Below are 23,006 nucleotides of genomic sequence, written 5' to 3'. Positions count from 1 at the left end.
GCTCAGGGAGCCTTGGGAAGCTGGTCCCGCGGGTCCACGGGCTTCCCGTCCTGCCGTACCTCGAAGTGCAGTTCGCTGCCCTTGGCGCGACCGGTGGTGCCGACGAGGCCGACGCGTTCCCCGGCGGCGACCCTGGCGCCTTCCTTGACGGTCACACGGCTGAGGAAGCCGTAGGCGGTGTGCCAGCCGTCACCGTGATCGACGACGACGAGGTTGCCGAACTGGTCGGCCTCCTTGCCTGCGAACACGACCGTGCCTGCCGCAGCGGAGCGGACCATGGTGCCTTCGGGCGCGGTGATGTCGAGGCCGTCGTGATAGTCGCTGCCGGTGGCGTAGCCGCGCCGCACGGGACCGGCGAGGGGCCATGCGAAGCGGGCGGACTTCGCAGTCGTGGGTGCGGCGGCGGGCGTCGCGACCGGCCTGGGCGCAGGCGTCAGCGTCTTCGGGCCGGTCTTGGCGGGGTCTATGATCGTGGGGATCAGCAGGTTCTGCCCGACCTTCACCGGCGCGTCCGGATCGAGATTGTTGGCGAGCGCGATCTGTTCCCAAGGGACGGCGGTGTCCATCGAGATGGAAAAGCCGGTTTCGCCGGTCTTCACCACATGGCGACCGGTGCGCGGAATCCTGAGCTTCTGCCCGACGCGCACGTCGTAGGGCGGCTGCAGGCCATTGGCTTCCGCGATGAGCACGCGGGGAACCTTGGTGCGCGTGGCGATGCCGCCCAGCGTCTCACCGGGGGCGACGAGGTGCTCGGTCTCATACTCCGCCGCGCTGGGGGTGGAGGGCGCGCGGGCCTCGATCACGCGCGCGGCCTTGGCGACCTGCTTTGCGGCGGGTGCTGCGGCGTCGGCGGTGCGGGCGATGGCCTTCCTGTCCTGCGCGGCCTTGCTCTCACGCGGGATCGCCAGCTTCTGCCCGACGCGCACCGTGTAGGGCTCCTTGAGCGTGTTCGCCCTGACGATCGCGGCTGCCGTCACGCCCGCGCGGTTGGCGATGCCGTTCAGCGTCTCGCCCGGCTTGACGACGTGAACCGTCTCTTCCTCGACCGGCGCGGCGTAGGCGGGGGCGGCCGCCAGTGCGGCGGCGAGGACGAGGGCGCGCCTCACTTCGTGAAACGCTCCGCCAGCGCCTTCAGCGAGGCATCGTGAGTCAGGTCGAGATGCAGCGGCGTCACCGAAACGTAGCCCTCCGCGATCGCCTCAAGGTCCGTATCGTGACCCGGCGTATGTTCGATCCCGTGTAGCCCGAACCAGAAGTACGGAAAACCGCGCGGGTCGCGGCCTTCCACAACCGAGCCGCGGGCGTAATCGTGGAAGCCCTGTCGCACGACGCGGATGCCCTTCACGTCCTTGCCGAGCAGCGGCGGGAAGTTGACGTTGACGAGCGTGCGCGGAGCGAAGGGCTGGTCGATCAGTGGACGCAGCACTTTCGCGCCCCATTCCTCGGCGGCGGAGAAATCGACACCGTCGCCCAGATCCTCGCGCGAGGGCACCTGGCTCAGCGCGATCGAGCGGATGCCCGCCAGTGCGCCTTCGAGCGCGGCGGAAACGGTGCCCGAATAGGTCACGTCATCGCCAAGGTTGGCGCCGCGATTCACGCCCGAGAGGATCAGGTCGGGCTGGCCGGGCAGGGCCTTCTTGAGACCCAGCGTCACCGAATCGGTCGGCGTGCCGGTCACCGAGAAGCGCTTCTCCGCATGCTGGCGCATGCGCACCGGACGGTTGAGCGTCAGCGAGTGACCCGCGCCCGATTGTTCCTCACTCGGCGCGCAGATCCAGATGTCGTCGGAAAGCTGCGCGGCGATCTTCTCCAGCACGTAGAGGCCGGGAGCGTTGATGCCGTCGTCATTGGTGAGGAGAATGCGCATGTCTTGCCTTTAACCATAAGTGCGCGGGCAAGATACGGACAACTCTTACCTTTGCGACCAATTCCGACGAAATCGGGTGCCTGCTTACGCCAGCACCTCCAGCTTCTCGATACCACCCATCCACGGCTTGAGCGCCTCCGGCACCAGAACCGAGCCATCTTCCTGCTGGTAGTTCTCCAGCACCGCGACCAGCGTGCGACCGACCGCGAGGCCCGAGCCGTTGAGCGTGTGGACGAACTCGGTCTTCTTGGAGCCCTCGGGCTTGTAGCGCGCGTTCATGCGGCGGGCCTGATAATCGCCGCAATTGGAGATCGAGCTGATCTCGCGGTAGGCGGACTGACCCGGCAGCCAGACTTCGAGATCGAAGGTCTTGCGCGCCGTCGCGCCCATGTCGCCCGCGCAGAGCAGCACCTTGCGGTAGGGCAGGCCCAGCGCTTGAAGGATGCCTTCGGCGGCGGCGACCATCTTCTCGTGCTCGGCCTCGCTCTCCTCAGGCTTCGCGATCGTGACGAGTTCGACCTTCTCGAACTGGTGCTGGCGGATGAACCCGCGCGTGTCGCGCCCCGCCGCGCCCGCTTCCGAGCGGAAGCAGGGGGTGAGCGCCGTCATGCGCAGCGGCAGCGCCTCGGGCGAGAGGATTTCGCCAGCAACTGCGTTGGTCAGCGAGACTTCGGCGGTGGGGATCATCCAGCGACCGTCCGTCGTCTTGAACAGATCCTCGGAGAACTTGGGCAACTGGCCGGTGCCGTAGACGGCCTCGTCCTTGACCAGCAGCGGGACGTTGCATTCCATGTAGCCGTTGGTGCCGGTCTGCGTGTCCAGCATGAACTGCGCGAGCGCGCGGTGCAGGCGCGCCATCTGGCCCTTGAGGAACGTGAAGCGCGCGCCCGACAGCTTGGCGCCCGTCTCGAAATCGAGGCCGAGCGCGGGGCCGAGGTCGGCGTGTTCCTTCGGCGTGAAGGCGAAGTCGCGTGGGGTGCCCCAGCGGGTCACTTCGACGTTCTCGGCCTCGTCCGCGCCGTCCGGCACTTCGGCGACGGGGATGTTGGGCAGGCCCGCCAGCGCGTCCTGCAACTGCGCGGTCAGTTCCTTCTCCTCCGCCTCCAGAGCGGGGAGGGTGTCCTTGAGCTGCGCGACTTCGGCCTTGAGCGCCTCTGCCGTGGCGGTGTCGCCCGAGCCCATGGCCTTGCCGATCGCCTTCGAGGCTTCGTTGCGACGGTTCTGCCCCTCCTGCATGCGCGTGGCGACGGCGCGGCGCTGCTCGTCGAGGGCGACGAGGCTGGCGGAGACGGGCGCAACGCCGCGGCGGGCAAGGCCGGCGTCGAAGGCTGCGGGATTTTCGCGGATCTGGCGGATGTCGTGCATAGTGCGGCTGCCTATGCCGCCTGCGCCTTGCACTCGCAAGACGGCGAGTAGGAAATGCCACCGATCCTGAGGGAAAACCGCTACCATCCTTGGGGAAGGATGGTGGGCGCGACAGGGATTGAACCTGTGACCCCACCCGTGTGAAGGGTGTGCTCTACCGCTGAGCTACGCGCCCGCTCCGTTAGCGGAAGCGCGCCTTTAGACAGGCCGGATCGAATTGACAAGCGGGGAATGCAAGATAAATCGCTGCGGCATGACTGAAGAGAACATCACGCCCGAAACGGCCCCGACGACCTCTGGCTCGGACGTGCCGCCCGATCACCTCGCGATCAATCCGCGCAGCCCGTTCTTCGATCAGGAGAAGCTGCAGCGCGGTGTCGGTATCCGCTTCAAGGGCACCGTTCGCACCAACGTGGAAGAGTACTGCATCTCCGAAGGCTGGGTGCGCGTGCAGGCCGGCAAGACCACGGACCGCAAGGGCAACCCGCTGACGATCAAGCTCGTCGGCCCGGTCGAGGCCTGGTACGAAGACCTCGGCGAGAACGCGCCGGTCGCGAAGAAGGACTGACCTCGCGCTCCAACGAAAAAGCGCGCCGCAGCAGGGCTGTGGCGCGCTTTTCGGAGGGGTGAGGGCTTAGTGGGATGCGGCGATGATGTCGCCGATAGGGTCGCTGCGGCGGCCCTTTTTGCTGGGCGCCTTGCGCGGCGATTCAGCCAGCCGGGATTCGGCGCGGGGCTCGACGGGAGCGACATCGCGCAGCTTCGCGCCGGGCCTGGCGTTGTAGATGAAGCCCGAGACCGGCCAGTGCGTATTGCCGAGGTTCTGCGACGGGCCGTACCAGATGCGCACTTCGCTCCAGTCGTTGTTCGGCGACACGTCGAGGGCGGTGACGTTGCGCTCCACCGCGCCGGGGACCGACCAGTTGGCGTGGCTCAGCAGCACGGTGCGCGAATCGACCAGTCGGCTGACGGTGGCGACGTGGCCGAGCTTCGAATTGTTGAAGGGCTTGATCGCCATCACTGCGCCGACGCGCGGCGTGCTGCCGGTGGCGTAGCGGCTGCGCGCCTGGCCCCACCAAGTCCACGCATCGCCGTAGATCTGGATGCCGGACGTGGTGCGCGCATAAGGCACGCATTCCAGATAGCCCGGCGCCTTGGGTGCGGTGAGCGAGGCGGCGACGTCCGCATCGCCATCGACGTCGATGGAGGTGCGGGCCATGGCGGCCGCCGGCAGCAGGAGCGCAGCGGCCAGCGCTGCAGCGGTGATCTTTGCGTAAACCCTCATGTACGCCGTTTTGCCCTCGGAACATTGACGTGCGTCTTCCGGGGTTGGTTAACGGCGAGAGCGGGAAAGGTTCCGCGCCTTTCCATCCGATCCACGCAAAAATGTGACAGCAATCGTTTGTGGATTCGTTAATGCGCCGATGTGCCGCTTCGGGTCATTCTTACGCAATGCTTGCCAAAACCGCCGAAAATGCCCAAGCGCATCCGATCATGCTTCCCCAAGTCATCATCATCGGCCGACCCAACGTCGGCAAGTCCACGCTGTTCAACCGACTCGTCGGCAAGAAGCTCGCTCTGGTCGACGACCAGCCGGGCGTCACGCGCGACCGTCGCTTCGGCGACGCGGAACTGCTGGGCCTGAAATTCCAGATCGTCGACACCGCCGGCTGGGAGGATGACGAGGCCGAGACTTTGCCCGGTCGCATGCGCAAGCAGACCGAAGCGGCGCTGGAGACGGCGGACGTCGCGTTGTTCGTGGTTGACGCCCGCTCTGGGCTGACTCCGCTCGATGACGAGATCGGCAATTGGCTGCGTTCCTCGCCGGTGCCGGTGATCCTGCTGGCCAACAAGGCCGAAGGCCGTGCGGGTGAGGGCGGACTGCTGGAGGCCTATTCGCTGGGCCTTGGCGATCCCGTCGGCATCTCCGCCGAGCATGGCGAGGGCATGGCCGACCTGTTCGAGGCGCTGCTGCCGCACCTCGACCCGCTCCAGCCCGAAGAGCCGGAGTTCGAGGAGGAAGAGGACGAGGAAGCGCGCCTGCGCGCGCCGCTCAAGCTGGCGATCGTCGGTCGTCCGAACGCGGGCAAGTCCACGCTGATCAACAAGCTGCTGGGCGAGGATCGCCTGCTGACCGGGCCGGAAGCGGGAATCACCCGCGATTCGATCACCATTCACTGGGACTGGACCGACCCGAAGACCAAGGACGTGCGGCAGGTCCACCTGATCGACACGGCGGGCATGCGCAAGCGCGCCAACGTGACCGAGAAGCTGGAACGCCTCGCCGTTGCCGACGCGCGACATGCGATCGACTTCGCCGAAGTGGTCGTGCTGCTGCTCGACGCCACGCGCGGTCTGGAGCATCAGGATCTGACGATCGCCTCCAAGGTGCTGGAGGAAGGCCGCGCGCTGATGATCGCGATCAACAAGTGGGACGTGGCCGAGGATGCCTCGGGCCTGTTCAACGGCATTCGCGGCGCGCTCGACGATGGGCTGGCGCAGGTCCGCGGGCTGCCGCTGCTGGCGGTCTCGGCACGCACGGGCAAGGGGCTGGACGATCTGATCGCCGCCGCCTTCGACATTCGCGAGGCGTGGAACAAGCGCGTGCCGACTTCGGCGCTCAACCGCTGGTTCGACGATGCGCTGGCCGCCAACCCGCCGCCGGCGCCGGGCGGCAAGCGCATCAAGCTGCGCTACATCACGCAGGCCAAGACCCGCCCGCCGGGCTTCGTGGTGTTCGGCACCCGCCTCGACCTGCTGCCGGAGAGCTACAAGCGCTATCTCATCAACGGGATGCGGCGTGAACTGGGCTTCGAATCGGTGCCGATCCGCCTGAACCTGCGCAGCGCGAAGAACCCGTTCAAGAAGGACTGATGGGGCCGAAAGGTCGCCACATTTCGTCTTTGCGAGCGTAGCGAAGCAATCCACGGTCGGCCCATGCCGCTGGATTGCTTCGCTACGCTCGCAAAGACGAATGGGTGAGAGGCGGCGGCTACCCGTCTACGACGGATGCGCCACTGCCTCTTCGGCAGCCTTGGCCGCTGCCGCCTCGGTTTGCACCGGCACCGGAGAGCCCTCTGCCACAGCGACCTTGGCTTTGCGCCGGTCGCGGTGCTGGTTCCACACCGCGATGAACAGCGCGGCGATGACCGGGCCGATGATGAAGCCGTTGAGGCCGAACAGTTCCAGCCCCGAAAGCGTCGCGATCAGCACCACGAAGTCGGGCAGGCGGGTGTCGCGGCCGACGAGGATCGGGCGCAGCACGTTGTCGACCATGCCGATGATGAAGACGCCGCAGAACACCACGATTCCGGCCTTCACCATGTCTCCGGTCGCGCCGAGGTAGATCGCCACGGGCACCCAAATGATGCCGGTGCCGACGGCGGGGAGCAGCGAGAAGAAGCCCATCAGCACGCCCCAGATCAGCGCGCCTTCGATGCCCAGAGCCGAGAACAGAACGCCACCAAGGAAGCCCTGAACGACCGCGACGACCACCGTACCGCGCATCGTGGCGCGCACGACGAGCAGGAAGTTCTGGATCAGCGAATCGCGGGTGTCGGCGCGCAGCGGCAGGCTGGTGCGCACCATGTCGCCATAGCGGTCGCCGTCGCGCAGCAGGAAGTAGCTGAGGTATAGCATCACGCCCAGCGCCGCGACGAAGCTCAGCGCGCCCTGGCCGACAGAGAGCACGCGCCCGGCGACGGTTTGCAGGCCGCTGGTGATGCTGGAGCCGAACTGGCGGCGGATCGTCTCGAAGTCGTTGAGGCCGTATTCGGCGACGAGGCCGCGCACGCGGCGGGGCATCGCGTTCTGGATCTGCTGCATGATGCGGCCGAAGTCGATCTGGCCGCTGGTGATCTTCTGGTAGAGCGCCGTCGCCTCGTTGACGAGGCTGATGCCGAGCAGGATCGTCGGGATCACGAAGAGCGCGATCAGCCCGAACAGCACGATCGAGGCGGCAAGGTTCTTGCGACCGTTCAGCCGCGCGGCCAGCTTTGCCGTCATCGGCTGGAACATGATCGCCGCGACCACACCCCACAGAACTGCCCCGAAGTAAGGGGCCAGCAGGTACGCTGCGGCGAGGGAAATGAGCACTACGAGGACGGCGAAGCCGATGTCCTCGATCTCGAAACCGCTGTTGTCTTCCGAACCCATTCTTCCCCCTTACAACGCGACACCGCTCCTGCCAGCCAATAAATGACGGCAGGAGCGGCGGTTCCCGTTGTCAGGGGTACGCGAGAATTACGACTCGGATTCGCCGGCCGGCTTGCTCTGGAGCTGGCAGTAGTTCTGGATGCCCATGCGGGCGATCATGTCGAACTGTTTTTCGAGGAAGTCGACGTGCTCTTCCTCGCTCTCGAGGATGCGCGCGAAGATCTCGCGGCTGACGAAGTCGCGCACGCTCTCGCAGTGGGCGATGGCTTCCTTGAGCATCGGGATCGCATCGTATTCGAGCGCGAGGTCGGCCTTGAGGATTTCCTCGACCGTCTCGCCGACGCGCAGCTTGCCCAGGTTCTGGAAGTTGGGGAGGCCATCGAGATAGAGGATGCGGTCGGCGAGCACGTCGGCGTGCTTCATCTCGTCGATCGACTCATGACGCTCGTACTCGGCGAGCTTCTTGATGCCCCAGTTGTCCAGCATGCGGTAGTGCAGCCAGTACTGGTTGATTGCGGTGAGCTCGTTGAACAGCGCCTTGTTCAGAAACTCGATAACCTTGAGGTCGCCCTTCATCGCGCGGAAACTCCTATGCTGGAGCCGCGGCCTATAGTCGGCAAAGGTGAGTCGGGCAAGTCAGGTCATGAATTACGCGGCGGCAGCTATTCCCATTCCAGCCGAGGAATGCTCCTCGGCGATGATGTCTTCGGCTTCGTCCAGGCACTGGCGGCACTGCGGCGTGCGTCCGAGGGCACCGTAGATCGCTTCGGCGTCACCGCGGATGCGGCGGGCGGCGCAGCGAAGTTCGGTTTCCCGGATGGCATTGCAGATGCACACGTACATGAGCGAATCCTCTATTCCCGTCCCAATATATGCGAGTGCGAATGGATCGCAATAGCATATTTTGCATCAGGCTAGACGATTGTTCAGCACCTTGTGCTCGACGAGGCTGCGCCACAGCCATTCCAGCGGCCCGCGTCGGAAATGCCGCAGCCACAGCGGGCTCCAGCCCAGCATGAGCGCCCAGCCGCCCAGCACGAAGAGCCATTGCCCCATGCTATGGAACTGCCCGTAGAGGCCCAATCCCCAGCCGTAGAACGCGAACGTCATGACCAGGCTGGTGAGCACGTAGTTGCTGAATGCCATCCGTCCGGCGTCGGCGAGTCGCTGGCCGAGCCGGGTCGCGGCGAGGCGCGGTGCGGCGAGGACGAGCAGCCCGGCATAGCCGATCCCGCCCAGCAGGTGCGGCATGGCGAGGCCCCAGACGAGCGCCGCCTGCATCGCCACGGGCGGGAAGTGGCGCGGCCATGCCCAGCCGAGGAACATCGCCGTCAGCGCCAGTCCTGCGAACGTGCAGGCCAGCGAGACCTCTACCAGTTGTTTCCTCGGCAGGCGGTCGTCGAAGAAGCCGCGTCGGTAGAGGACGATGCCGACCAGCATCAGCGGCAGCGTCTCCGAGAACGCGCCCGACACCATCTGAATCTGCCATAAGGGCCGCTCGACCAGCTTGACGTGGACCAGATCCAGCCAGCCGAGCGTGCTTTCACGCAGTTCCTGCGCCGCCCAGGCCTGCATCGGCTCGATCCGTCCGGCGAGGAGGCGCAACTGTTCGGCGGTGGCGGTGTGCAGGCGCACCGCGTTCTCGGCGTCGATCGCGTCTGCGGCGTCGAACATGCCCCAGATGTGCCAGGCGTAGTAGAGCGCGAGCGCGATCCACAGCAGCGCGCGGTCGCTCATCGGGCGCATCAGCAGCGCCGCGATCCCGCAGGCGGCGTAGAGGAACAGGATGTCGCCCCACCACAGCAGGACGTAGTGGGCGGTGCCGAACAGCAGCAGCCAGCCGAGGCGGCGCAGTTGCAGGAGATCGCCGTCGCGCCCGGCGGCCTCGGCCCGCTCCCAGAACAGCATCAGCCCCGCGCCGAACAGCAGCGTGAAGAGCGCGCGCATCTTGCCTTCGAACACGAAGAAGCCGAGCGCCCACGCCGCCTCGTCCAGCGCGCCGACGGGACGCGGCAGGTTGGGCGTGGTCGTGCCGATCATCGGCCCGGCGAACCCGGCGATGTTGATCGCCAGGATGCCGAGCACGGCGACGCCGCGAATCAGGTCGAGCGTCGCCAGCCGCGCGGGTGCGGCGGCGGGTGCGTCCTCTTCGGCGAGGGCCGGGAGGATCAGTCCCTGCTCGGCAGGCACCCGAAGCCACCTGCGGTGAGGCGGGCGCAGGCGGCATCAGCCTCTGCCTTGGATGCATAGCCGGTGGCCTGAAGCTTGGTCAGGCGTCCTGCGGGCACGAGGGCGCGCGGATGCCCGGCCAGTTCGGGACGGCCCTTGATCTTGGTCCAGAGCGCCTCGGCATTGCCCGCGACACCGAACGCCCCAAGCTGGACGCGCCACGGCCCGGAGGCGACCGCCGGGGCGGGCTTGGGAGCCGGTTTCGGTTCCGGTTTGGCGGCGGTCTGAGGCGCAGGCTTCGGCGTGACCGCCTTGGGCGCAACCGGCGCTGCTGCGACTTTCGCCGGGGTCGCTGTCGGCAGCGGCGGGCGGGGCACGGCCATCGGCGGAGCGCTGCGCGGCTTCGCATAGTCCGCACCGGCGGTCGCGGGGCTGTCGGTTCCGGCGACGCGCGAGGCTTCTGTGACGGCTTTCTGCGGTTCCACGATCTCCGGCGCGCGGGCAGGGGCGGGGTCCGTCACGGCGAGGCCGGTGCCCAGTTCCGCCGAGGCGCTGAGGCGCTGGCGGTTGGCCTGCGCCTGCGCGGCGATCTGCTGGGCAAGGACCACGCTCTTCTGCCGGTCGGCGAGCGGGATGTACGAATCCATCTGCGTCAGCGCGCTGGTCGCCTGCGGTAGTCCGGCCTGCCGGGCAAGGCTGGTGAGGGCATAGGCGCGCACCCAGTCCTTCTTCACGATGTCGCCGTTGAAGTGCGCGACGCCCAGGATGTACTGCGCGCGCGGATCGCCGCGCGAGGCGGAGCTTTCGATATAGGGCAGGGCGCGCTGGCGTTCGCCGCGCTGGAACAGCAGCAGGCCGTAGGCGTCCCCGGCCTGCACATGGCCCTTCGCCGCCGCCTTGCCGTAGAGATCCTCGGCCCGGGTGAGGTCGAGCGGCACGCCGCGACCCAGCTTGTAGGCCTGCGCGAGGTTGAACATGGCGTCGGCGTCGCCCTTGTCGGCCAGCGGACGCCACACGCCGATCGCGGCGTCGTAGTTACCGTTGGCCCAGGCATCGACGCCGGCCTTGACGTCCGTCAGCGCAGCCGGGGCCGCCAGTGCCCCGGAGGCGACAAGGCCCATCGCGGCGGCAGTCAGTATCGGGAGAATCTTGCTCACGTCGTCGGGGTTCCGGTGCTGTCCCTGCAATGGCCGTTCCAGTAGGCATAACAGGGTGCGCCGCGCCAGCACGAAGCGCGCCCCGTTCCCACTATGAAGCGCGGATATGGGTACATGTGAAGAGTTAACGGGTCGTGGATGGTGATACCGTCCCGGAAAGGCCCCTCTGTGGCTCACTACCGCGCATCTAAGCAATTAACCGTAAATTAGGAACGATCTGGCACTCCCGGGGCTGAGGGAGGCGCGCCCGTCGCACGCCGCCCGCAAAGGGGGCTTTGTTTTGCGCGTACTGGCTTTGGCATCGCAGAAGGGCGGATCGGGCAAGACCACGCTGTCCGGCCACCTCGCCGTGCAGGCGGAGCGTGCGGGAGCAGGCCCCGTGGTGCTGATCGACATCGACCCGCAGGGCTCGCTGTCCGACTGGTGGAACGAGCGCGAGGCGGAGACTCCGGCCTTCGCGCAGACCACCGTGGCGCGGCTAGCCGCCGACCTTCAGGTGCTGCGCCAGCAGGGCTTCAAGCTTGCCGTCATCGACACGCCGCCCGCGATCACGCTGGCGATCCAGAGCGTGATCGCGGTGGCGGAACTGATCGTCATCCCGACTCGCCCCAGCCCGCACGACCTGCGCGCGGTGGGCGCGACGGTCGATCTGTGCGAGCGTTCGGGCAAGCCGCTGGTCTTCGTCGTCAACGGCGCCACGCCCAAGGCGCGGATCACGGCGGAGGCTGCCGTCGCGCTCTCGCAGCACGGCACCGTCGCGCCGGTCACCATGCACCAGCGCACCGATTTCGCGGCCTCGATGATCGATGGCCGCACCGTCATGGAGGTTGACCCCAACGGTCGCTCCGCCGCCGAAGTCGCGGCGCTGTGGGCCTATGTGGCCGACCGCCTCGAAAAGAATTTCCGCCGCACGATCTTCGCCGCACCGGCCGCCGCAGGGCAGCCGGTGCCGGGAGGCGTGCTTCGCCCCGCAGGCGGCTTCGGCCGCCGCGTACCGGCCTGATTGGGGAAAATGGCCATGAAGAACCGCCACAGCAGCAGCGCTCGGACCGCGGGCTTCACCTTGTGCTCGGCGATGGTTGCCGCGCTGCTCGCCGGTTGCGCGGGCGGACAGCCCTCGGTCGCCAGCGCGGGCGGATCCCGCGTCGCCGACGGTTCGGTGACGGGCATCGGCGAAGGTGTCAGCGACGCCTCGCTCGCCAAGGTCGAGGCGCGGGTCGCCAAGTCGCCCAACGATGCCGTGGCGCGCGCGGCGCTGGCGCAGGGTTACCTTGCCGCCGGACGCTTCGATTCGGCTGCCACCACCTTCGAGGACGCGCTGGCGCTGGGCGATCGCAGCCCGCGCACCGGCCTCAGCCTCGCGCTCGCCTATGTCGGGTCGGGCCGCAGCGCCGAGGCGCGCGATGTGCTGGCGCGCTTTGCCGACAAGCTTCCCGCGAGCGACTACGGCCTCGCGCTCGCCCTTGCGGGCCAGCCCGCGCAGGGTGTCACGGTGCTGTCCGAGGCAGTGCGCGGCGGTGAGAACACCCCCAAGATGCGCCAGAACCTCGCCTATGCCTACGCGCTCGACGGGCGCTGGGCCGAGGCGCGGGTGATCGCCTCGCAGGACGTCGCGGGCGACGATCTCGACGCGCGGATGCAGGAATGGGCCGCCGGTGCGCGTCCTGACGCCCGGGCCGATGCCGGTCGCGTGCGCGTTGCGGGCCTGCTCGGCACGCCGCTGCGCCTCGATCCGGGCCAGCCGACCGCGCTGGCGCTGAATGGTGTCGATCACACACCGCGTGCGATGATGGCCTCGGCCGAGCCGGTCGCCGCGCCCGCCGAACTGCCTGCGGTGGAAGAGGCCGCGCCGGTCTACGTGGCCGAGGCTCCCGCTGCACCGGTGGCTCCGGTCGAGGCGTCGGGGCGCAGTTCGATCGAGCGCGCGTTCGACGGCAGCCTCGCGAAGATGCAGAAGGCCCCGGCGCCTGCGAAGGCCGCCGTGGAGCGCCGTGCGGAGGCTTCGACGCACCTTGTCCAGCTCGGGTCGTTCCGGTCGATGGAGGGCGCGAAGCGGGCCTGGGGGATATTCCAGAAGCGCGACCCGTCGCTGCGCGGCCACAAGCTGCGCATCATCGAGGCGGACGTGAACGGCCAGCGCTATTACCGCGTCGCCGCAGAGGGCTTCGGCCGCAGCACGGCGCAGTCGATGTGCTCCACCGTCAAGCAGCGCGGGCAGCAGTGCTTCGCCTATGCCGACGGACGCCCGATGCAGGGCGCCATTGCCCCGAACGGCGCACAACTGGCGCGCCGCTGAGTTTCACCGGTTCCATGTGAACCTTGCACGGCCCTTCGTCCCTCGGGACGGAGGGCTTTCTTTTTGACGTAAGCCCCGTCGTCCCGGACTTGATCCGGGACCGCTGGCCGTGAACGGCCCACCCATCGGCAGGGCGGCTAACGGTCAACGATCACCTAAAGACAGACACCGGTCCCGGGTCGAGCCCGGGACGACGGGTTTCTGCGGGCCTCAGCCGCCCGTTTTCTTCATTCGCACCGCGACGCCGCCCTTGAACAGTGCGAGGACGCGGCCCTGGACGGGCTGGCGGTCGAACGGGGTGTTGCCCGCCGCCGCAGCCATCTTGTCCGAATTGACGATCCACGGGCGGTCGGCATCGACGATGGCGATGTCCGCCTCCGCACCCAGCGCCAGCCGTCCCGCATCGACACCGAGCAGGCGCGCGGGGTTGGCGGCGATGAGGTCGAAAGCGCGGCCCATGTCGATCACGCCGTCGCGCACGAGGCTGAGCGTGAGGGGCAGTAGCGTCTCCGCGCCCGCCATGCCGGGGGCCGAATCGGAGAAGGGCAGGCGCTTGTCCTCGGGCCCGCGCGGGTCGTGGCCCGATGCGATCACGTCGATGGTGCCGTCGGCGATCGCGGCGACCACGGCCTTGCGGTCCTCCTCGCAGCGCAGCGCGGGCGAGAGGTGGGTGAAGGTGCGGAACGCCCCGATCGCAAGGTCGGAGAGCATGAAGTAGGCCGGGCTCACGCCAGCCGTCACCTTGAGGCCCCGCGCCTTGGCGGCACGCACGAGGTCGAGCCCGGCGGCGGTCGTCACGTTGCGGAAGTGGATGGCCGCCCCCCCTTGGTCTTTGGCAGCCATCTCGGCCAGCGCGATGTCGCGGGCGATGGCGAGCGCCTCCGCCTGCGCTGGCGCGCTCGGCAGGCCGAGGCGGGTGGCCATCTCGCCTGCGGTGGCGACGGCATTGCCGACGATCCCGGCGTCCTCGGCATGGGCGATCACGACCATGCCCAGCATCCCGGTGTACTGGAGCAGGCGCAGCATGGTGCCCGAATCACCGACCCAGCGGCGGCCGGTGCAGACCGCGCGGGCACCCGCGTCGCGCATCATCGCGATCTCGGCGAGGGACTTGCCCTCCAGCCCCTGCGTCGCGGCGGCGAGCGGGTGGACCCAGAAGTCCGGCTTGCCCGACTGCGCCGCGAAGCGCACACGCGCCGACACGTCGAGCGGCGGGCTCTGGTCCGGCATCAGCGCCGCGCGGGTGATCCCGCCGAAGTGGAACGCGGGCTTGTCGATCGCGAAGACGCCGATGTCGACGAGGCCGGGCGTGACCAGCTTGCCCGCCGCATCATGCACGGTGTCGCCATCCTGCGCCGTCACGTCCGCGCCGATGGCGGTCACGAAGCCGCCTTCGGAGCGCACCGCGCCGGGCTGGATCGAGCCGTCGGGCAGCAGCAGGCGGCCGTTGACGATGGTGAGGGGTGCGTGAAGGCTCATGCCCAGCCCTCCATCTTGCGGCCTTTTCGGGTGAGCACGTCCAGGCAGGCCATGCGGATGGCGACGCCCATCTCCACCTGCGTGGTGATCATCGAGCGCTCCACATGGTCGGCGACGTTGCTGTCGATCTCGATCCCGCGGTTCATCGGACCGGGGTGCATCACCAGCGCATCGGGCTCGGCGAGTTCGAGGCGGTCGAGCGTCAGGCCGTAGAGATGGCGGTATTCGCGCGGGGAGGGGATGAACTGGCCCTCCATGCGCTCCATCTGGAGGCGCAGCATCATGACCACGTCCGCGCCCTTCAGCGCCGCGTCGAAGTCATGGAAGACCTTCACGCCCATCTGCTCGATATCGGCGGGCATCAGCGCGGGCGGTGCGCAGACGCGCACTTCGGCGCCCAGCGAGGCGAGGCACAGGATGTTGGACCGTGCCACGCGGCTGTGCAGGATATCGCCGCAGATCGTCACGCGCAGGCCGTTGAAGGCGCGCTTGGCGTGGCGGATCGTCAGGGCGTCGAGCAGCGCCTGCGTCGGGTGCTCATGCTGGCCGTCACCGGCGTTGAGCACGGGGCAGTCCACCTTGTCCGCAATCAGCTGCACCGCGCCCGAACTGGCGTGACGGATCACGATGGCGTCGGCGCGCATGGAATTGAGCGTCATCGCCGTGTCGATCAGCGTCTCGCCCTTCTTCACGCTGGAGGTGGCGACCGCCATGTTCACCACATCCGCGCCGAGGCGCTTGCCCGCGATCTCGAAGCTCAGCAGCGTGCGCGTCGAGTTCTCGAAGAAGGCGTTGATGATGGTCATGCCGGAAAGCAGCTCGCGCCGCTTCTGGGCTCCCCGGTTCATCTCGACCCACTGTTCCGCCTCGTCGAGCAGGAACCAGATCTGGTGCGGGGCAAGGCCCGCGATGCCCACGAGGCCGCGATGCGGGAAGGCGAGCGCGCCTTCCGGATAGGTGTATTCTGGGGATGTCATCAAAGACCACGCCATAGGCGGGGTGTAGGGGAGCGGCAAGGGGGTGTGAGGGGATCGTCCACCGCACAGGCGTGTTGCGGTCCATGCACTATCCAGCACGTCGCCCCTGCGCAGGGGCGACGGGGAAGGAAAGGTAATGGAACCGCTTTGGCTCCCGCCCCTTTCCCATCCCGCACCGCAGCAGGTAAGGCTGCATTCGAAAGGTGGTCGATACATGAGATTCGCGCGCAAGGTCTGGAAGTTGCTGGTCGCCGTGAAGGATGCGCTGGCGCTGCTGTTCCTGCTGGCATTCTTCGGGGTGATCTACGCCGCGCTGATGGCGCGCCCGGCGCCGGGCCGGGTCGAGGACGGCGCGCTGCTGCTCAGCCTCGACGGCACCGTGGTCGAGGAGAAGAGCAAGGCCGATCCGCTGGCGCTGCTGGCGGGCTCGGGCGAGCGGATGCAGGAATTCCAGGCCCGCGACGTGGAACGCGCGCTGCGGCTTGCTGCCACCGACACGCGGATCAAGGCGGTTGTCCTCGACCTGTCGCGCTTCCTCGGCGGGCGCTACGTCCACCTGCACGACATCGGCGCAGCCATGGATGCGGTGCGCAAGGCGGGCAAGCCGGTGCTGACCTTCGCCAACGTCTATGCGGATGACGGCGTGCAGCTTGCCGCCCATGCCAGCGAGGCGTGGGTAGATCCGATGGGCGGGGCCTTCGTGGCCGGGCCGGGCGGCAACTTCCAGTTCTACAAGGGCCTGTTCGACAAGTACGGCGTCAACGCCCACGTCTACCGCGTCGGCACCTACAAGAGCGCGGTCGAGCCCTACCTGCGCACCGACCTCTCGCCCGAGGCGCGCGAGGATTTCAAGCTGGTGCTCGACGCGCAGTGGAACGCGCTGCGGACGGAAGTGGCGAAGGCGCGGCCCAAGGCGCAGCTCGACCGCATGGTCGCCGACCCGGTCGGTTGGAACCGCGCGGCGGGCAACGACATGGCTGAGGCCGCCAAGGCCGCAGGCCTGATCGACCGCATCGGCGACGCCACCGAATTCGACGCCCGCGTCCAGAAGATCGTCGGCGAGAGCAAGGCGCCGCATGGCGAGGATGCACCCGGTTACGCTCACACCGCCCTCGCGACATGGCTGGCGGCGAACCCGGTGAAGGAAGAGGGCGACGCCATCGGCGTCGTCACCATCGCGGGCGAGATCGTCGACGGCGATGCCGGTCCGGGCACGGCGGGCGGTGATCGCATCGCCAAGCTGCTCGACGAGAATCGCGAGGAGGGCATGAAGGCGCTCGTCGTCCGCATCGATTCGCCGGGCGGCTCGGTCATGGCCTCGGAACGTATCCGCCGCGCGATCCAGCGCTGGCGCGACGCCAAGATTCCCGTCGTCGTCTCGATGGGCAGCATGGCGGCGAGCGGCGGCTACTGGGTCTCGACCCCCGGCCAGCGCGTCTTCGCCGAGCCCGCCACGATTACCGGCTCGATCGGCGTCTTCGCCTTCATCCCCAGCTTCGAGAAGACGCTCTCAGACTTCGGCGTGACCAGCGACGGCGTGCGCTCCACCCCGCTGGCGGGCCAGCCGGACATTCTCGGCGGCTTCACGCCCGAAGTGGACGGGCTGCTGCAAGGCTCGGTGGAGAGCATCTACGGCAAGTTCCTCGGCATCGTCGGCAAGGCGCGCGGCAAGTCGCCGCAACAGGTCGACGCCATCGCGCAGGGCCGCGTCTGGCCGGGCGCGGAAGGCCAGCGCATCGGCCTCGTCGACCAGATGGGCGGGCTCGACGACGCGCTCGCCTACGCGGCGAAGCTTGGCGGCGTCGGCAACGGCAAGTGGCATGCGGAATACCTCGCCGAGCCGGAGGACGGCTTCAGCGCCTTCGTCGAGAGCCTGACCTCGGGCTCGCAGGAGCAGGCGGCCTACGACTTCGCGGGACTGGTGGCGATGCGCCAGCGTTCGCAGATGGCGCAGGCGGTCTCGCGGCTGGATGCAGTGATGGGCGCGCGGGGCGTGCAGGCCTACTGCCTCGCCTGTGCGGCGGGGCCGGATTATCGCGCGAAGGTGAGGCCGGTGCGGGAGGACTCGACGCTGGCGATGCTGGCACGGGTCGTGGGATGGAAGTAGGGCCATCGTCGTCCCGGACTTGATCCGGGACCGCTGGCGGCCTTTAGGTGCGACGTCTCGTTAGAACTCCTCGCCGATAGCGTGGTCGTTCACGGCCAGCGGTCCCGGATCAAGTCCGGGACGACGGGCTTTCAATCCGGCGGCGGCAGTTCCACCGGAGCCTCGTTAGGCTGGTCGAAATCCGGCTCCTGTGGCGGCGTTTCGTCCGGGCTGCCGGGGAAGCCGGGGTCGTTGGCGGGAGTAGGAAATTCCGCAGGCGTGTCGCCGGGATTGTCGGCAGGCGGCTGGGTGGCCATCGTCTTGCTGCTCCTCTCGCCCCGCTCCACCGTCCAACTTGGGCACCGTCCGACCGATACGCAAGCCCTGCAATTTCGCGGCCCCGACTCGTCCCACTTGCCCTTTTTCGCGCGACGCTATAAGCGCCCGTCCCTTGAGTTTCGGGCTACACTCATGCGGGCGTGGCGGAATTGGTAGACGCGCTGGTTTTAGGTACCAGTATCGAAAGATGTGGGGGTTCGAGTCCCTTCGCCCGCACCAATCCGCCGCCTGTGCGAGGGAATGCCGCGTAATACGGGCCTCCGGGCCAATTGGATTGCACAGGAAGGCATCGAAATGCAGATCGTCGAAACGACCAACGAAGGCCTGAAGCGCGCCTACACGGTCACCATCCCCGCCGCCGCCATCACCTCGAAGATCGAGGGTGAGGTCAAGAAGATCGCCCCGCAGGTGAAGATGCCCGGCTTCCGCGCCGGCAAGGTTCCCGCGAACCTCGTCAAGAAGCTGCACGGCCCGGCGATCCACCAGGAAGCGCTGAACACCTCGATCCGTGAAGCCATGGACAAGCTGGTCGCCGACAAGGCGCTGCGTCCGGCGATGAACCCCGACGTCTCGCTCGGCGAAGGCTACGAGGAAGGCAAGGACGCCGAACTGACCGTCAGCCTCGAAGTGCTGCCGCAGATCGAAGCGCCCTCGCTCGAAGGCCTGAAGCTCGAAAAGCTGAACGTGCCGGTTTCGGACGAAGCCGTGACCGAGGCGGTCGAGAACATCGCGAAGCAGCAGCAGCGCTTCGAGACCAAGGACGGCGCGGCCGCCGACGGCGACCAGCTCATCATCGACTTCACCGGCAAGCTCGACGGCGTCGAGTTCGACGGCGGCAAGGCCGAGAAGGCCCCGCTGGTGATCGGCTCGGGCCGCTTCATCCCCGGCTTCGAAGAGCAGCTCGGCGGCGCCAAGGCCGGTGACGAGCGCACCATCACCGTGACCTTCCCCGAGGACTACCCGGCCGAGAACCTCGCCGGCAAGGAAACCACCTTCGACATCGTCGTCCACGAAGTGAAGGCACCCGCCGAATCGAAGCTCGACGACGACTTCGCGAAGGAACTGGGCCTCGAGAGCCTTGAGCAGCTCACCGGCCTGCTGCGCGGCCAGCTGGAGCAGGAAACTGCCGGCCTGACCCGCACCGCCATGAAGCGCTCGCTGCTCGACCAGCTTGCCGCGGGTCATGACTTCGACGTGCCGCCGACCATGGTCGAGGCCGAATTCTCGCAGATCTGGCAGCAGCTGACCCAGGAAGCGCAGAACGAGGAAGACCCGGTCGCCGCTCTCGAAGAGATCGAGGCCGAGAAGGACGACTACCGCAAGATCGCCGAGCGCCGCGTGCGTCTGGGCCTGCTCCTGTCGGAAATCGGCCAGGCCAACGGCGTTGAAGTGACCGCGCAGGAAATGTCGATGCTGGTCTCGCAGGCCGCTTCGCAGTACCGCCCGGAAGACCGCCAGCGCTTCATGGAATACGTCCGCCAGGACCCCATGATGGCCGCCCAGCTGCGCGCCCCGCTCTATGAGGACAAGGTCGTCGACTTCCTCATCGAGAAGGCCGAAGTCACCGAGCGCGACGTGACCCGCGAGGAACTGCAGGCCGCGATCGAGGCCGACGCCGACGGCGAGAAGCCGGCAGAGGCGAAGAAGGCTCCCGCCAAGAAGACCCCGGCCAAGAAGGCTGCCGCCAAGAAGGAAGAGGCTTCGGAAGAAGCGCCTGCCGCTGAAGCCGCTGCCGAGGAAAAGCCGAAGAAGGCTCCCGCCAAGAAGGCCGCGGCCAAGAAGGCCGACGCTGAGGAGGCTCCTGCCGCCGACGAAGCCAAGCCCGCCAAGAAGGCTCCGGCCAAGAAGAAGGCTGCTGCGAAGGAGGACTGATCCCTCCCTCGCGGTGTGACCGCTTAAAGAAAAAGGCCCGGTGCAGCGATGCACCGGGCCTTTTTCGTGTTCCCGTCGTCCCGGACTTGATCCGGGACGACGACGAGTTCAGTCGTCGATCTTCCCGAACGGCACCAGCTTGCGCGCCAGTTCCGCCGCCTTCTTCCCATCACCCGCGCGCAGGGCCGGGAGCACCGCCTGCGCGGCGCGCTTCATCAGGGCGTCGAGCGGGGTCGCCGCCTGCCCGCCGGACGCGGCTTCCGCCCAGCGGCGGGCGAGGGCGATGTCCTTGGGATCGTTGCGGATCTGGAGCAGCGCGGCGAGGCCGGGATAGAACGACCGGTCGCCGCCGAGCGACACCGCCTTTGCCAGCGCCGCTTCACCCGCAGCCGTCTTGGCGCCGAGTGCGGTGCGCGCGATGAAGCCGCCGAGTTCGTCCACCGCGCCGAGGTGCCATCCGGCAATCACCATCTGCGCCTCGGGATCGCGCGGGTTTTGCGCCGCCAGCTTCTCGAACACACCCAGCGATGCGCGCACGTCCGAGCGGCTGCGCGTCAGCTTGCCGCGATAGCCGATGGCGATGGCGCGTTGCAGGGTCGCTTCCCGGTCATTGGGACGCGCCGCGAGAATCCGCTCCGACGCGGTGATCGCCTGCGCGACGAGTTCAAGCGCGCGCGGCTTGGTCGACGTCTGGAATGCGGCGGTGGTGAGCAGTTCGCGCGGGGTGTCTGCCCTCGCGGCGGCCGGAGCCATAGAAACGATTGCACTGAAGGCTAGCAACGTCGATCGGTACACAGGGGCTCCTGCGAGGCTGGAAGGCGGCACGATGGCCGAATAGTGGGACGCCCGCCAGTCACTATCGTCGCGGCGCGCGTCCCGGTCGTCCCGTTTTCGGCCTATTGCGCCCAGTTTCGCAGGGCGGGAGCGGCCAGCTTCGCGCTGCGCGACCGTTCGTAGGCGGCGCCGATGCGCAGCACTTTGGCGTCGTCCCATTTCCCGGCCATGAATGAAATGCCCACCGGCAATCCCTCGACCGCGCCCATCGGCACCGAGAGGTGCGGATAGCCCGTCACCGCCGCCAGCGTCCCGGCACCGGCATCGACGAAGTGGTCGCCCAGCACCGGGTCGATCGGCCATGCCGGGCTGGTGGTCGGCGCGACGAGGACGTCGACGTCGTACTTCCTCAATAGCGCGTCGATCCCCTCGGCACCCGCGAGCCGCTGCGCATCGGCGCGGGCCTTGGCGTAGACGGCGGGGTCGGTGGCGGCGAGCGCCTGCTCGAAGGTTTCCTGCCCGTACCAGCGCAGTTCCTCTGCGGCATGGGCCTTGTTGAAGGCGATCAGCCCGGCAAGGTCGCGCGCGGGGATGGCGGCGGGCGTCCCGGCGAGATAGGCGTTCACGCCTTCGCGGAACTCGTGCAGCAGGACGGTGAACTCGGCCTCTCCGAGCCGCTCGTCAGGCTTGTAGTCGATCTCGACCACCTGCGCCCCGGCGCGCTTCATGTCGGTGAGCGCAGTGTCGAACAGCGTGGTGAGGGCGGGCATGTCGCCGACCTGACGGCGCAGCACGCCGACGCGCACCGCCTTGAGGCCAACCTTGCCGAGCCCCACCGTGAAATCGGGCTTGTGCCGGTTGGCCTCTGCCGTCGCCGGGTCGGCGGGGTCAGAGCCCGCGATGGCGTTCAGGATCAGCGCGGCATCGGCGACGCTGGTGCTCATCGGTCCGGCGGTGTCCTGGCTCGCGCTGATCGGCACGATATGCGTGCGGCTGACGAGGCCGACGGTCGGCTTGAACCCGACGATGCCCATCACCGAGGCCGGGCAGGTGATCGAACCGTCGGTCTCGGTGCCGATCGCCGCCCATGCCATCCCCGCCGCCACCGCAGCGCCGCTGCCCGAGGACGAGCCGCAGGGGCTGCGGTCGAGCGCATGGGGGTTCTTCGTCTGCCCGCCGATGGCGCTCCACCCGCTCGACGAGTGCTCGCCCCGGAAGTTCGCCCATTCGGAGAGGTTGGTCTTGCCCAGGATCACCGCGCCCGCACTGCGCAGCTTGGCCACCAGCGGGGCGTCGCGGCCGGTGGCATTGTCCTTCAGCGCGAGGCTGCCCGCAGTGGTCGGCATGTCGCGCGTCTCGATGTTGTCCTTGACCAGCACCGCGCGGCCCGCGAGCGGTCCTCTCGCCTTGCCCTTCGCGGCTGGCGCATCCTGAGGCGCAACGGCGACGACCGCGTGGATCGCCGGACCGCTATCGTCGATCGCCTCTATCCGTTCGAGGTAGGCGGTGGGGGTTTCCTGCGCGAATGTCGGAGAGGCGGCGAAGGCGCAGAGGGCGATAAGGGCACCGTGATACGCAGAGGGTCGGTACAAGGATTGCTCCCGGTTGGGCTGGACCGCACGAGGATGGTGCAAGCCAATGCCGTGCGCCAGTCCATTCCCGCCGCCTTCTCCCCCGTCCGTTAGGTTAACCCCCTTGAACATCGCGCATTGCCACGCGACATAGGCGGGGCAAATCAGAAGAGGACTCCCATGCTCGACCTGTTTGGCGCTTCGGGCGCCCAAGGAAAGTTCACCACCGATCCCGTGACGGGCGCACTCGTGCCGATGGTCGTCGAGCAGACCAGCCGCGGCGAGCGTTCGTTCGACATTTATTCGCGCCTCCTGCGCGAGCGCATCGTGTTCATCACCGGCCAGGTGGAGGACCACATGGCCTCGCTGATCGTGGCGCAGTTGCTGTTCCTCGAGTCGGAAAACCCGACCAAGGACATCTCGATGTACATCAACTCGCCGGGCGGCGTGGTGACGGCCGGCATGGCGATCCACGACACCATGCAGTACATCAAGCCGCGCGTGTCGACCGTGTGCATCGGCCAGGCTGCCTCGATGGGCAGCTTCCTGCTCGCCGCCGGTGAGCCGGGCATGCGCATCGCGCTGCCGAATGCGCGCATCATGGTTCACCAGCCCTCGGGCGGCGCGCAGGGCATGGCCAGCGACATCGAGATCCAGGCGCGCGAAATCCTGCGGATGCGCCGCCGCCTGAACGATCTCTACGTGAAGTACACCGGAAAGTCGCTCGACGAGATCGAGAAGGCGATGGACCGCGATACCTTCCTCGAAGCCGACGAAGCACTGGCGTTCGGCCTCGTGGACAAGGTGTTCGAAACCCGGCCCGACGCCGACAAGGCGGAAGGATAATCACTCTGTCCGAGGGAAGCCGGTCTTCAACCTATCGCAAGCATTATGGCGCT

21 protein-coding genes and 2 tRNA genes are annotated in these 23,006 nt (G+C 67.8%); 8 read left to right on the top strand and 15 right to left on the bottom strand.

Annotated features, from left to right (window positions below):
• Positions 1-2: 2 nt before the first annotated feature.
• From LO787_RS11355 to LO787_RS11340, 4 genes are all read right to left on the bottom strand, one after another.
• Positions 3-1,106: a LysM peptidoglycan-binding domain-containing M23 family metallopeptidase gene (locus tag LO787_RS11355; RefSeq protein WP_232495936.1), complete on the bottom strand. Its 1,104-nt coding sequence runs from the start codon at positions 1,104-1,106 to the stop codon at positions 3-5.
• Positions 1,103-1,867 (bottom strand): 5'/3'-nucleotidase SurE, encoded by a 765-nt coding sequence (gene surE, locus LO787_RS11350; protein ID WP_232495935.1) that lies wholly within the window; start codon positions 1,865-1,867, stop codon positions 1,103-1,105. The genes LO787_RS11355 and surE overlap by 4 nt, the downstream gene beginning before the upstream one ends.
• Positions 1,868-1,951: 84 nt before the next feature.
• Positions 1,952-3,232, bottom strand: a complete 1,281-nt coding sequence (gene serS / locus LO787_RS11345) for a serine--tRNA ligase (RefSeq protein WP_232495934.1) — start codon at positions 3,230-3,232, stop codon at positions 1,952-1,954.
• 100 nt (positions 3,233-3,332) lie between these two features.
• Positions 3,333-3,407: transfer RNA gene (locus LO787_RS11340), tRNA-Val, on the bottom strand.
• Between the two features lie 78 nt (positions 3,408-3,485).
• Between LO787_RS11340 and LO787_RS11335 the strand changes: the two genes are divergently transcribed.
• Positions 3,486-3,800, top strand: coding sequence for a DUF3297 family protein (locus tag LO787_RS11335; RefSeq protein WP_232495933.1), 315 nt, complete (start codon positions 3,486-3,488; stop codon positions 3,798-3,800).
• A 66-nt stretch (positions 3,801-3,866) separates the two neighbouring features.
• Here the strand turns inward: LO787_RS11335 and LO787_RS11330 are convergent, their stop codons facing one another.
• Entirely contained in the window at positions 3,867-4,517 is a 651-nt protein-coding gene (locus tag LO787_RS11330) for a CHAP domain-containing protein (RefSeq protein WP_232495932.1), read from the bottom strand.
• 209 nt (positions 4,518-4,726) lie between these two features.
• Between LO787_RS11330 and der the strand changes: the two genes are divergently transcribed.
• Positions 4,727-6,106 carry a ribosome biogenesis GTPase Der gene (gene der / locus LO787_RS11325; protein WP_232495931.1) on the top strand — a complete coding sequence of 460 codons (1,380 nt, stop codon included), beginning with the start codon at positions 4,727-4,729 and terminating at the stop codon, positions 6,104-6,106.
• 126 nt (positions 6,107-6,232) lie between these two features.
• Here der and LO787_RS11320 read toward each other — a convergent pair whose 3' ends face one another.
• From LO787_RS11320 to LO787_RS11300, 5 genes are all read right to left on the bottom strand, one after another.
• Positions 6,233-7,387 (bottom strand): AI-2E family transporter, encoded by a 1,155-nt coding sequence (locus tag LO787_RS11320; protein ID WP_232495930.1) that lies wholly within the window; start codon positions 7,385-7,387, stop codon positions 6,233-6,235.
• A gap of 87 nt (positions 7,388-7,474) precedes the next feature.
• Positions 7,475-7,963, bottom strand: coding sequence for a bacterioferritin (gene bfr / locus LO787_RS11315; protein WP_232495929.1), 489 nt, complete (start codon positions 7,961-7,963; stop codon positions 7,475-7,477).
• A 72-nt stretch (positions 7,964-8,035) separates the two neighbouring features.
• Entirely contained in the window at positions 8,036-8,230 is a 195-nt protein-coding gene (locus LO787_RS11310; RefSeq protein ID WP_232495928.1) for a (2Fe-2S)-binding protein, read from the bottom strand.
• A gap of 66 nt (positions 8,231-8,296) precedes the next feature.
• Complete coding sequence (locus LO787_RS11305; RefSeq protein ID WP_232495927.1) at positions 8,297-9,577, bottom strand: DUF418 domain-containing protein; 1,281 nt, start codon at positions 9,575-9,577, stop codon at positions 8,297-8,299.
• Positions 9,556-10,713, bottom strand: coding sequence for an SPOR domain-containing protein (locus tag LO787_RS11300; RefSeq protein ID WP_232495926.1), 1,158 nt, complete (start codon positions 10,711-10,713; stop codon positions 9,556-9,558). The genes LO787_RS11305 and LO787_RS11300 overlap by 22 nt, the downstream gene beginning before the upstream one ends.
• Positions 10,714-10,993: 280 nt before the next feature.
• Between LO787_RS11300 and LO787_RS11295 the strand changes: the two genes are divergently transcribed.
• On the top strand, positions 10,994-11,716 hold the full coding sequence (locus tag LO787_RS11295) for a ParA family protein (protein ID WP_232495925.1): 723 nt from the start codon (positions 10,994-10,996) through the stop codon (positions 11,714-11,716).
• Positions 11,717-11,731: 15 nt separating this feature from the next.
• Positions 11,732-13,009 (top strand): SPOR domain-containing protein, encoded by a 1,278-nt coding sequence (locus tag LO787_RS11290; RefSeq protein ID WP_232495924.1) that lies wholly within the window; start codon positions 11,732-11,734, stop codon positions 13,007-13,009.
• Between the two features lie 210 nt (positions 13,010-13,219).
• On the opposite strand, the gene LO787_RS11285 is transcribed toward LO787_RS11290, so the two are convergent.
• Both LO787_RS11285 and LO787_RS11280 read right to left on the bottom strand, forming a co-directional pair.
• The gene (locus LO787_RS11285; RefSeq protein ID WP_232495923.1) at positions 13,220-14,488 is read right to left on the bottom strand and encodes a dihydroorotase; all 1,269 of its coding nucleotides are present in this window, start codon (positions 14,486-14,488) and stop codon (positions 13,220-13,222) included.
• A complete protein-coding gene (locus tag LO787_RS11280; protein ID WP_232495922.1) occupies positions 14,485-15,465 on the bottom strand; it encodes an aspartate carbamoyltransferase catalytic subunit in 981 nt (326 codons plus the stop codon). The genes LO787_RS11285 and LO787_RS11280 overlap by 4 nt, the downstream gene beginning before the upstream one ends.
• A 214-nt stretch (positions 15,466-15,679) precedes the next feature.
• On the opposite strand from LO787_RS11280, the gene sppA reads away from it, so the two are divergent.
• Entirely contained in the window at positions 15,680-17,572 is a 1,893-nt protein-coding gene (sppA, locus tag LO787_RS11275) for a signal peptide peptidase SppA (protein ID WP_232495921.1), read from the top strand.
• Between the two features lie 131 nt (positions 17,573-17,703).
• On the opposite strand, the gene LO787_RS11270 is transcribed toward sppA, so the two are convergent.
• Positions 17,704-17,868, bottom strand: a complete 165-nt coding sequence (locus LO787_RS11270) for a hypothetical protein (protein WP_232495920.1) — start codon at positions 17,866-17,868, stop codon at positions 17,704-17,706.
• A 156-nt stretch (positions 17,869-18,024) separates the two neighbouring features.
• Here LO787_RS11270 and LO787_RS11265 point away from each other — a divergent pair.
• Positions 18,025-18,109 (top strand) — tRNA-Leu (locus LO787_RS11265).
• A gap of 75 nt (positions 18,110-18,184) precedes the next feature.
• Entirely contained in the window at positions 18,185-19,762 is a 1,578-nt protein-coding gene (gene tig, locus LO787_RS11260; protein ID WP_232495919.1) for a trigger factor, read from the top strand.
• Between the two features lie 108 nt (positions 19,763-19,870).
• Here the strand turns inward: tig and LO787_RS11255 are convergent, their stop codons facing one another.
• On the bottom strand, positions 19,871-20,515 hold the full coding sequence (locus LO787_RS11255; RefSeq protein WP_232495918.1) for a hypothetical protein: 645 nt from the start codon (positions 20,513-20,515) through the stop codon (positions 19,871-19,873).
• A gap of 143 nt (positions 20,516-20,658) precedes the next feature.
• Positions 20,659-22,128, bottom strand: a complete 1,470-nt coding sequence (locus LO787_RS11250; RefSeq protein ID WP_232495917.1) for an amidase — start codon at positions 22,126-22,128, stop codon at positions 20,659-20,661.
• A gap of 159 nt (positions 22,129-22,287) precedes the next feature.
• Here LO787_RS11250 and clpP point away from each other — a divergent pair, with 159 nt between their 5' ends.
• A complete protein-coding gene (clpP, locus tag LO787_RS11245) occupies positions 22,288-22,953 on the top strand; it encodes an ATP-dependent Clp endopeptidase proteolytic subunit ClpP (RefSeq protein WP_276574181.1) in 666 nt (221 codons plus the stop codon).
• Positions 22,954-23,006 lie beyond the last annotated feature (53 nt).

Source organism: Novosphingobium kaempferiae (assembly GCF_021227995.1).
Classification (GTDB): Bacteria; Pseudomonadota; Alphaproteobacteria; order Sphingomonadales; family Sphingomonadaceae; genus Novosphingobium; species Novosphingobium kaempferiae.
Note: the sequence above shows the minus strand (reverse complement) of the source record. Positions and strands in the feature narration are given on the sequence as shown.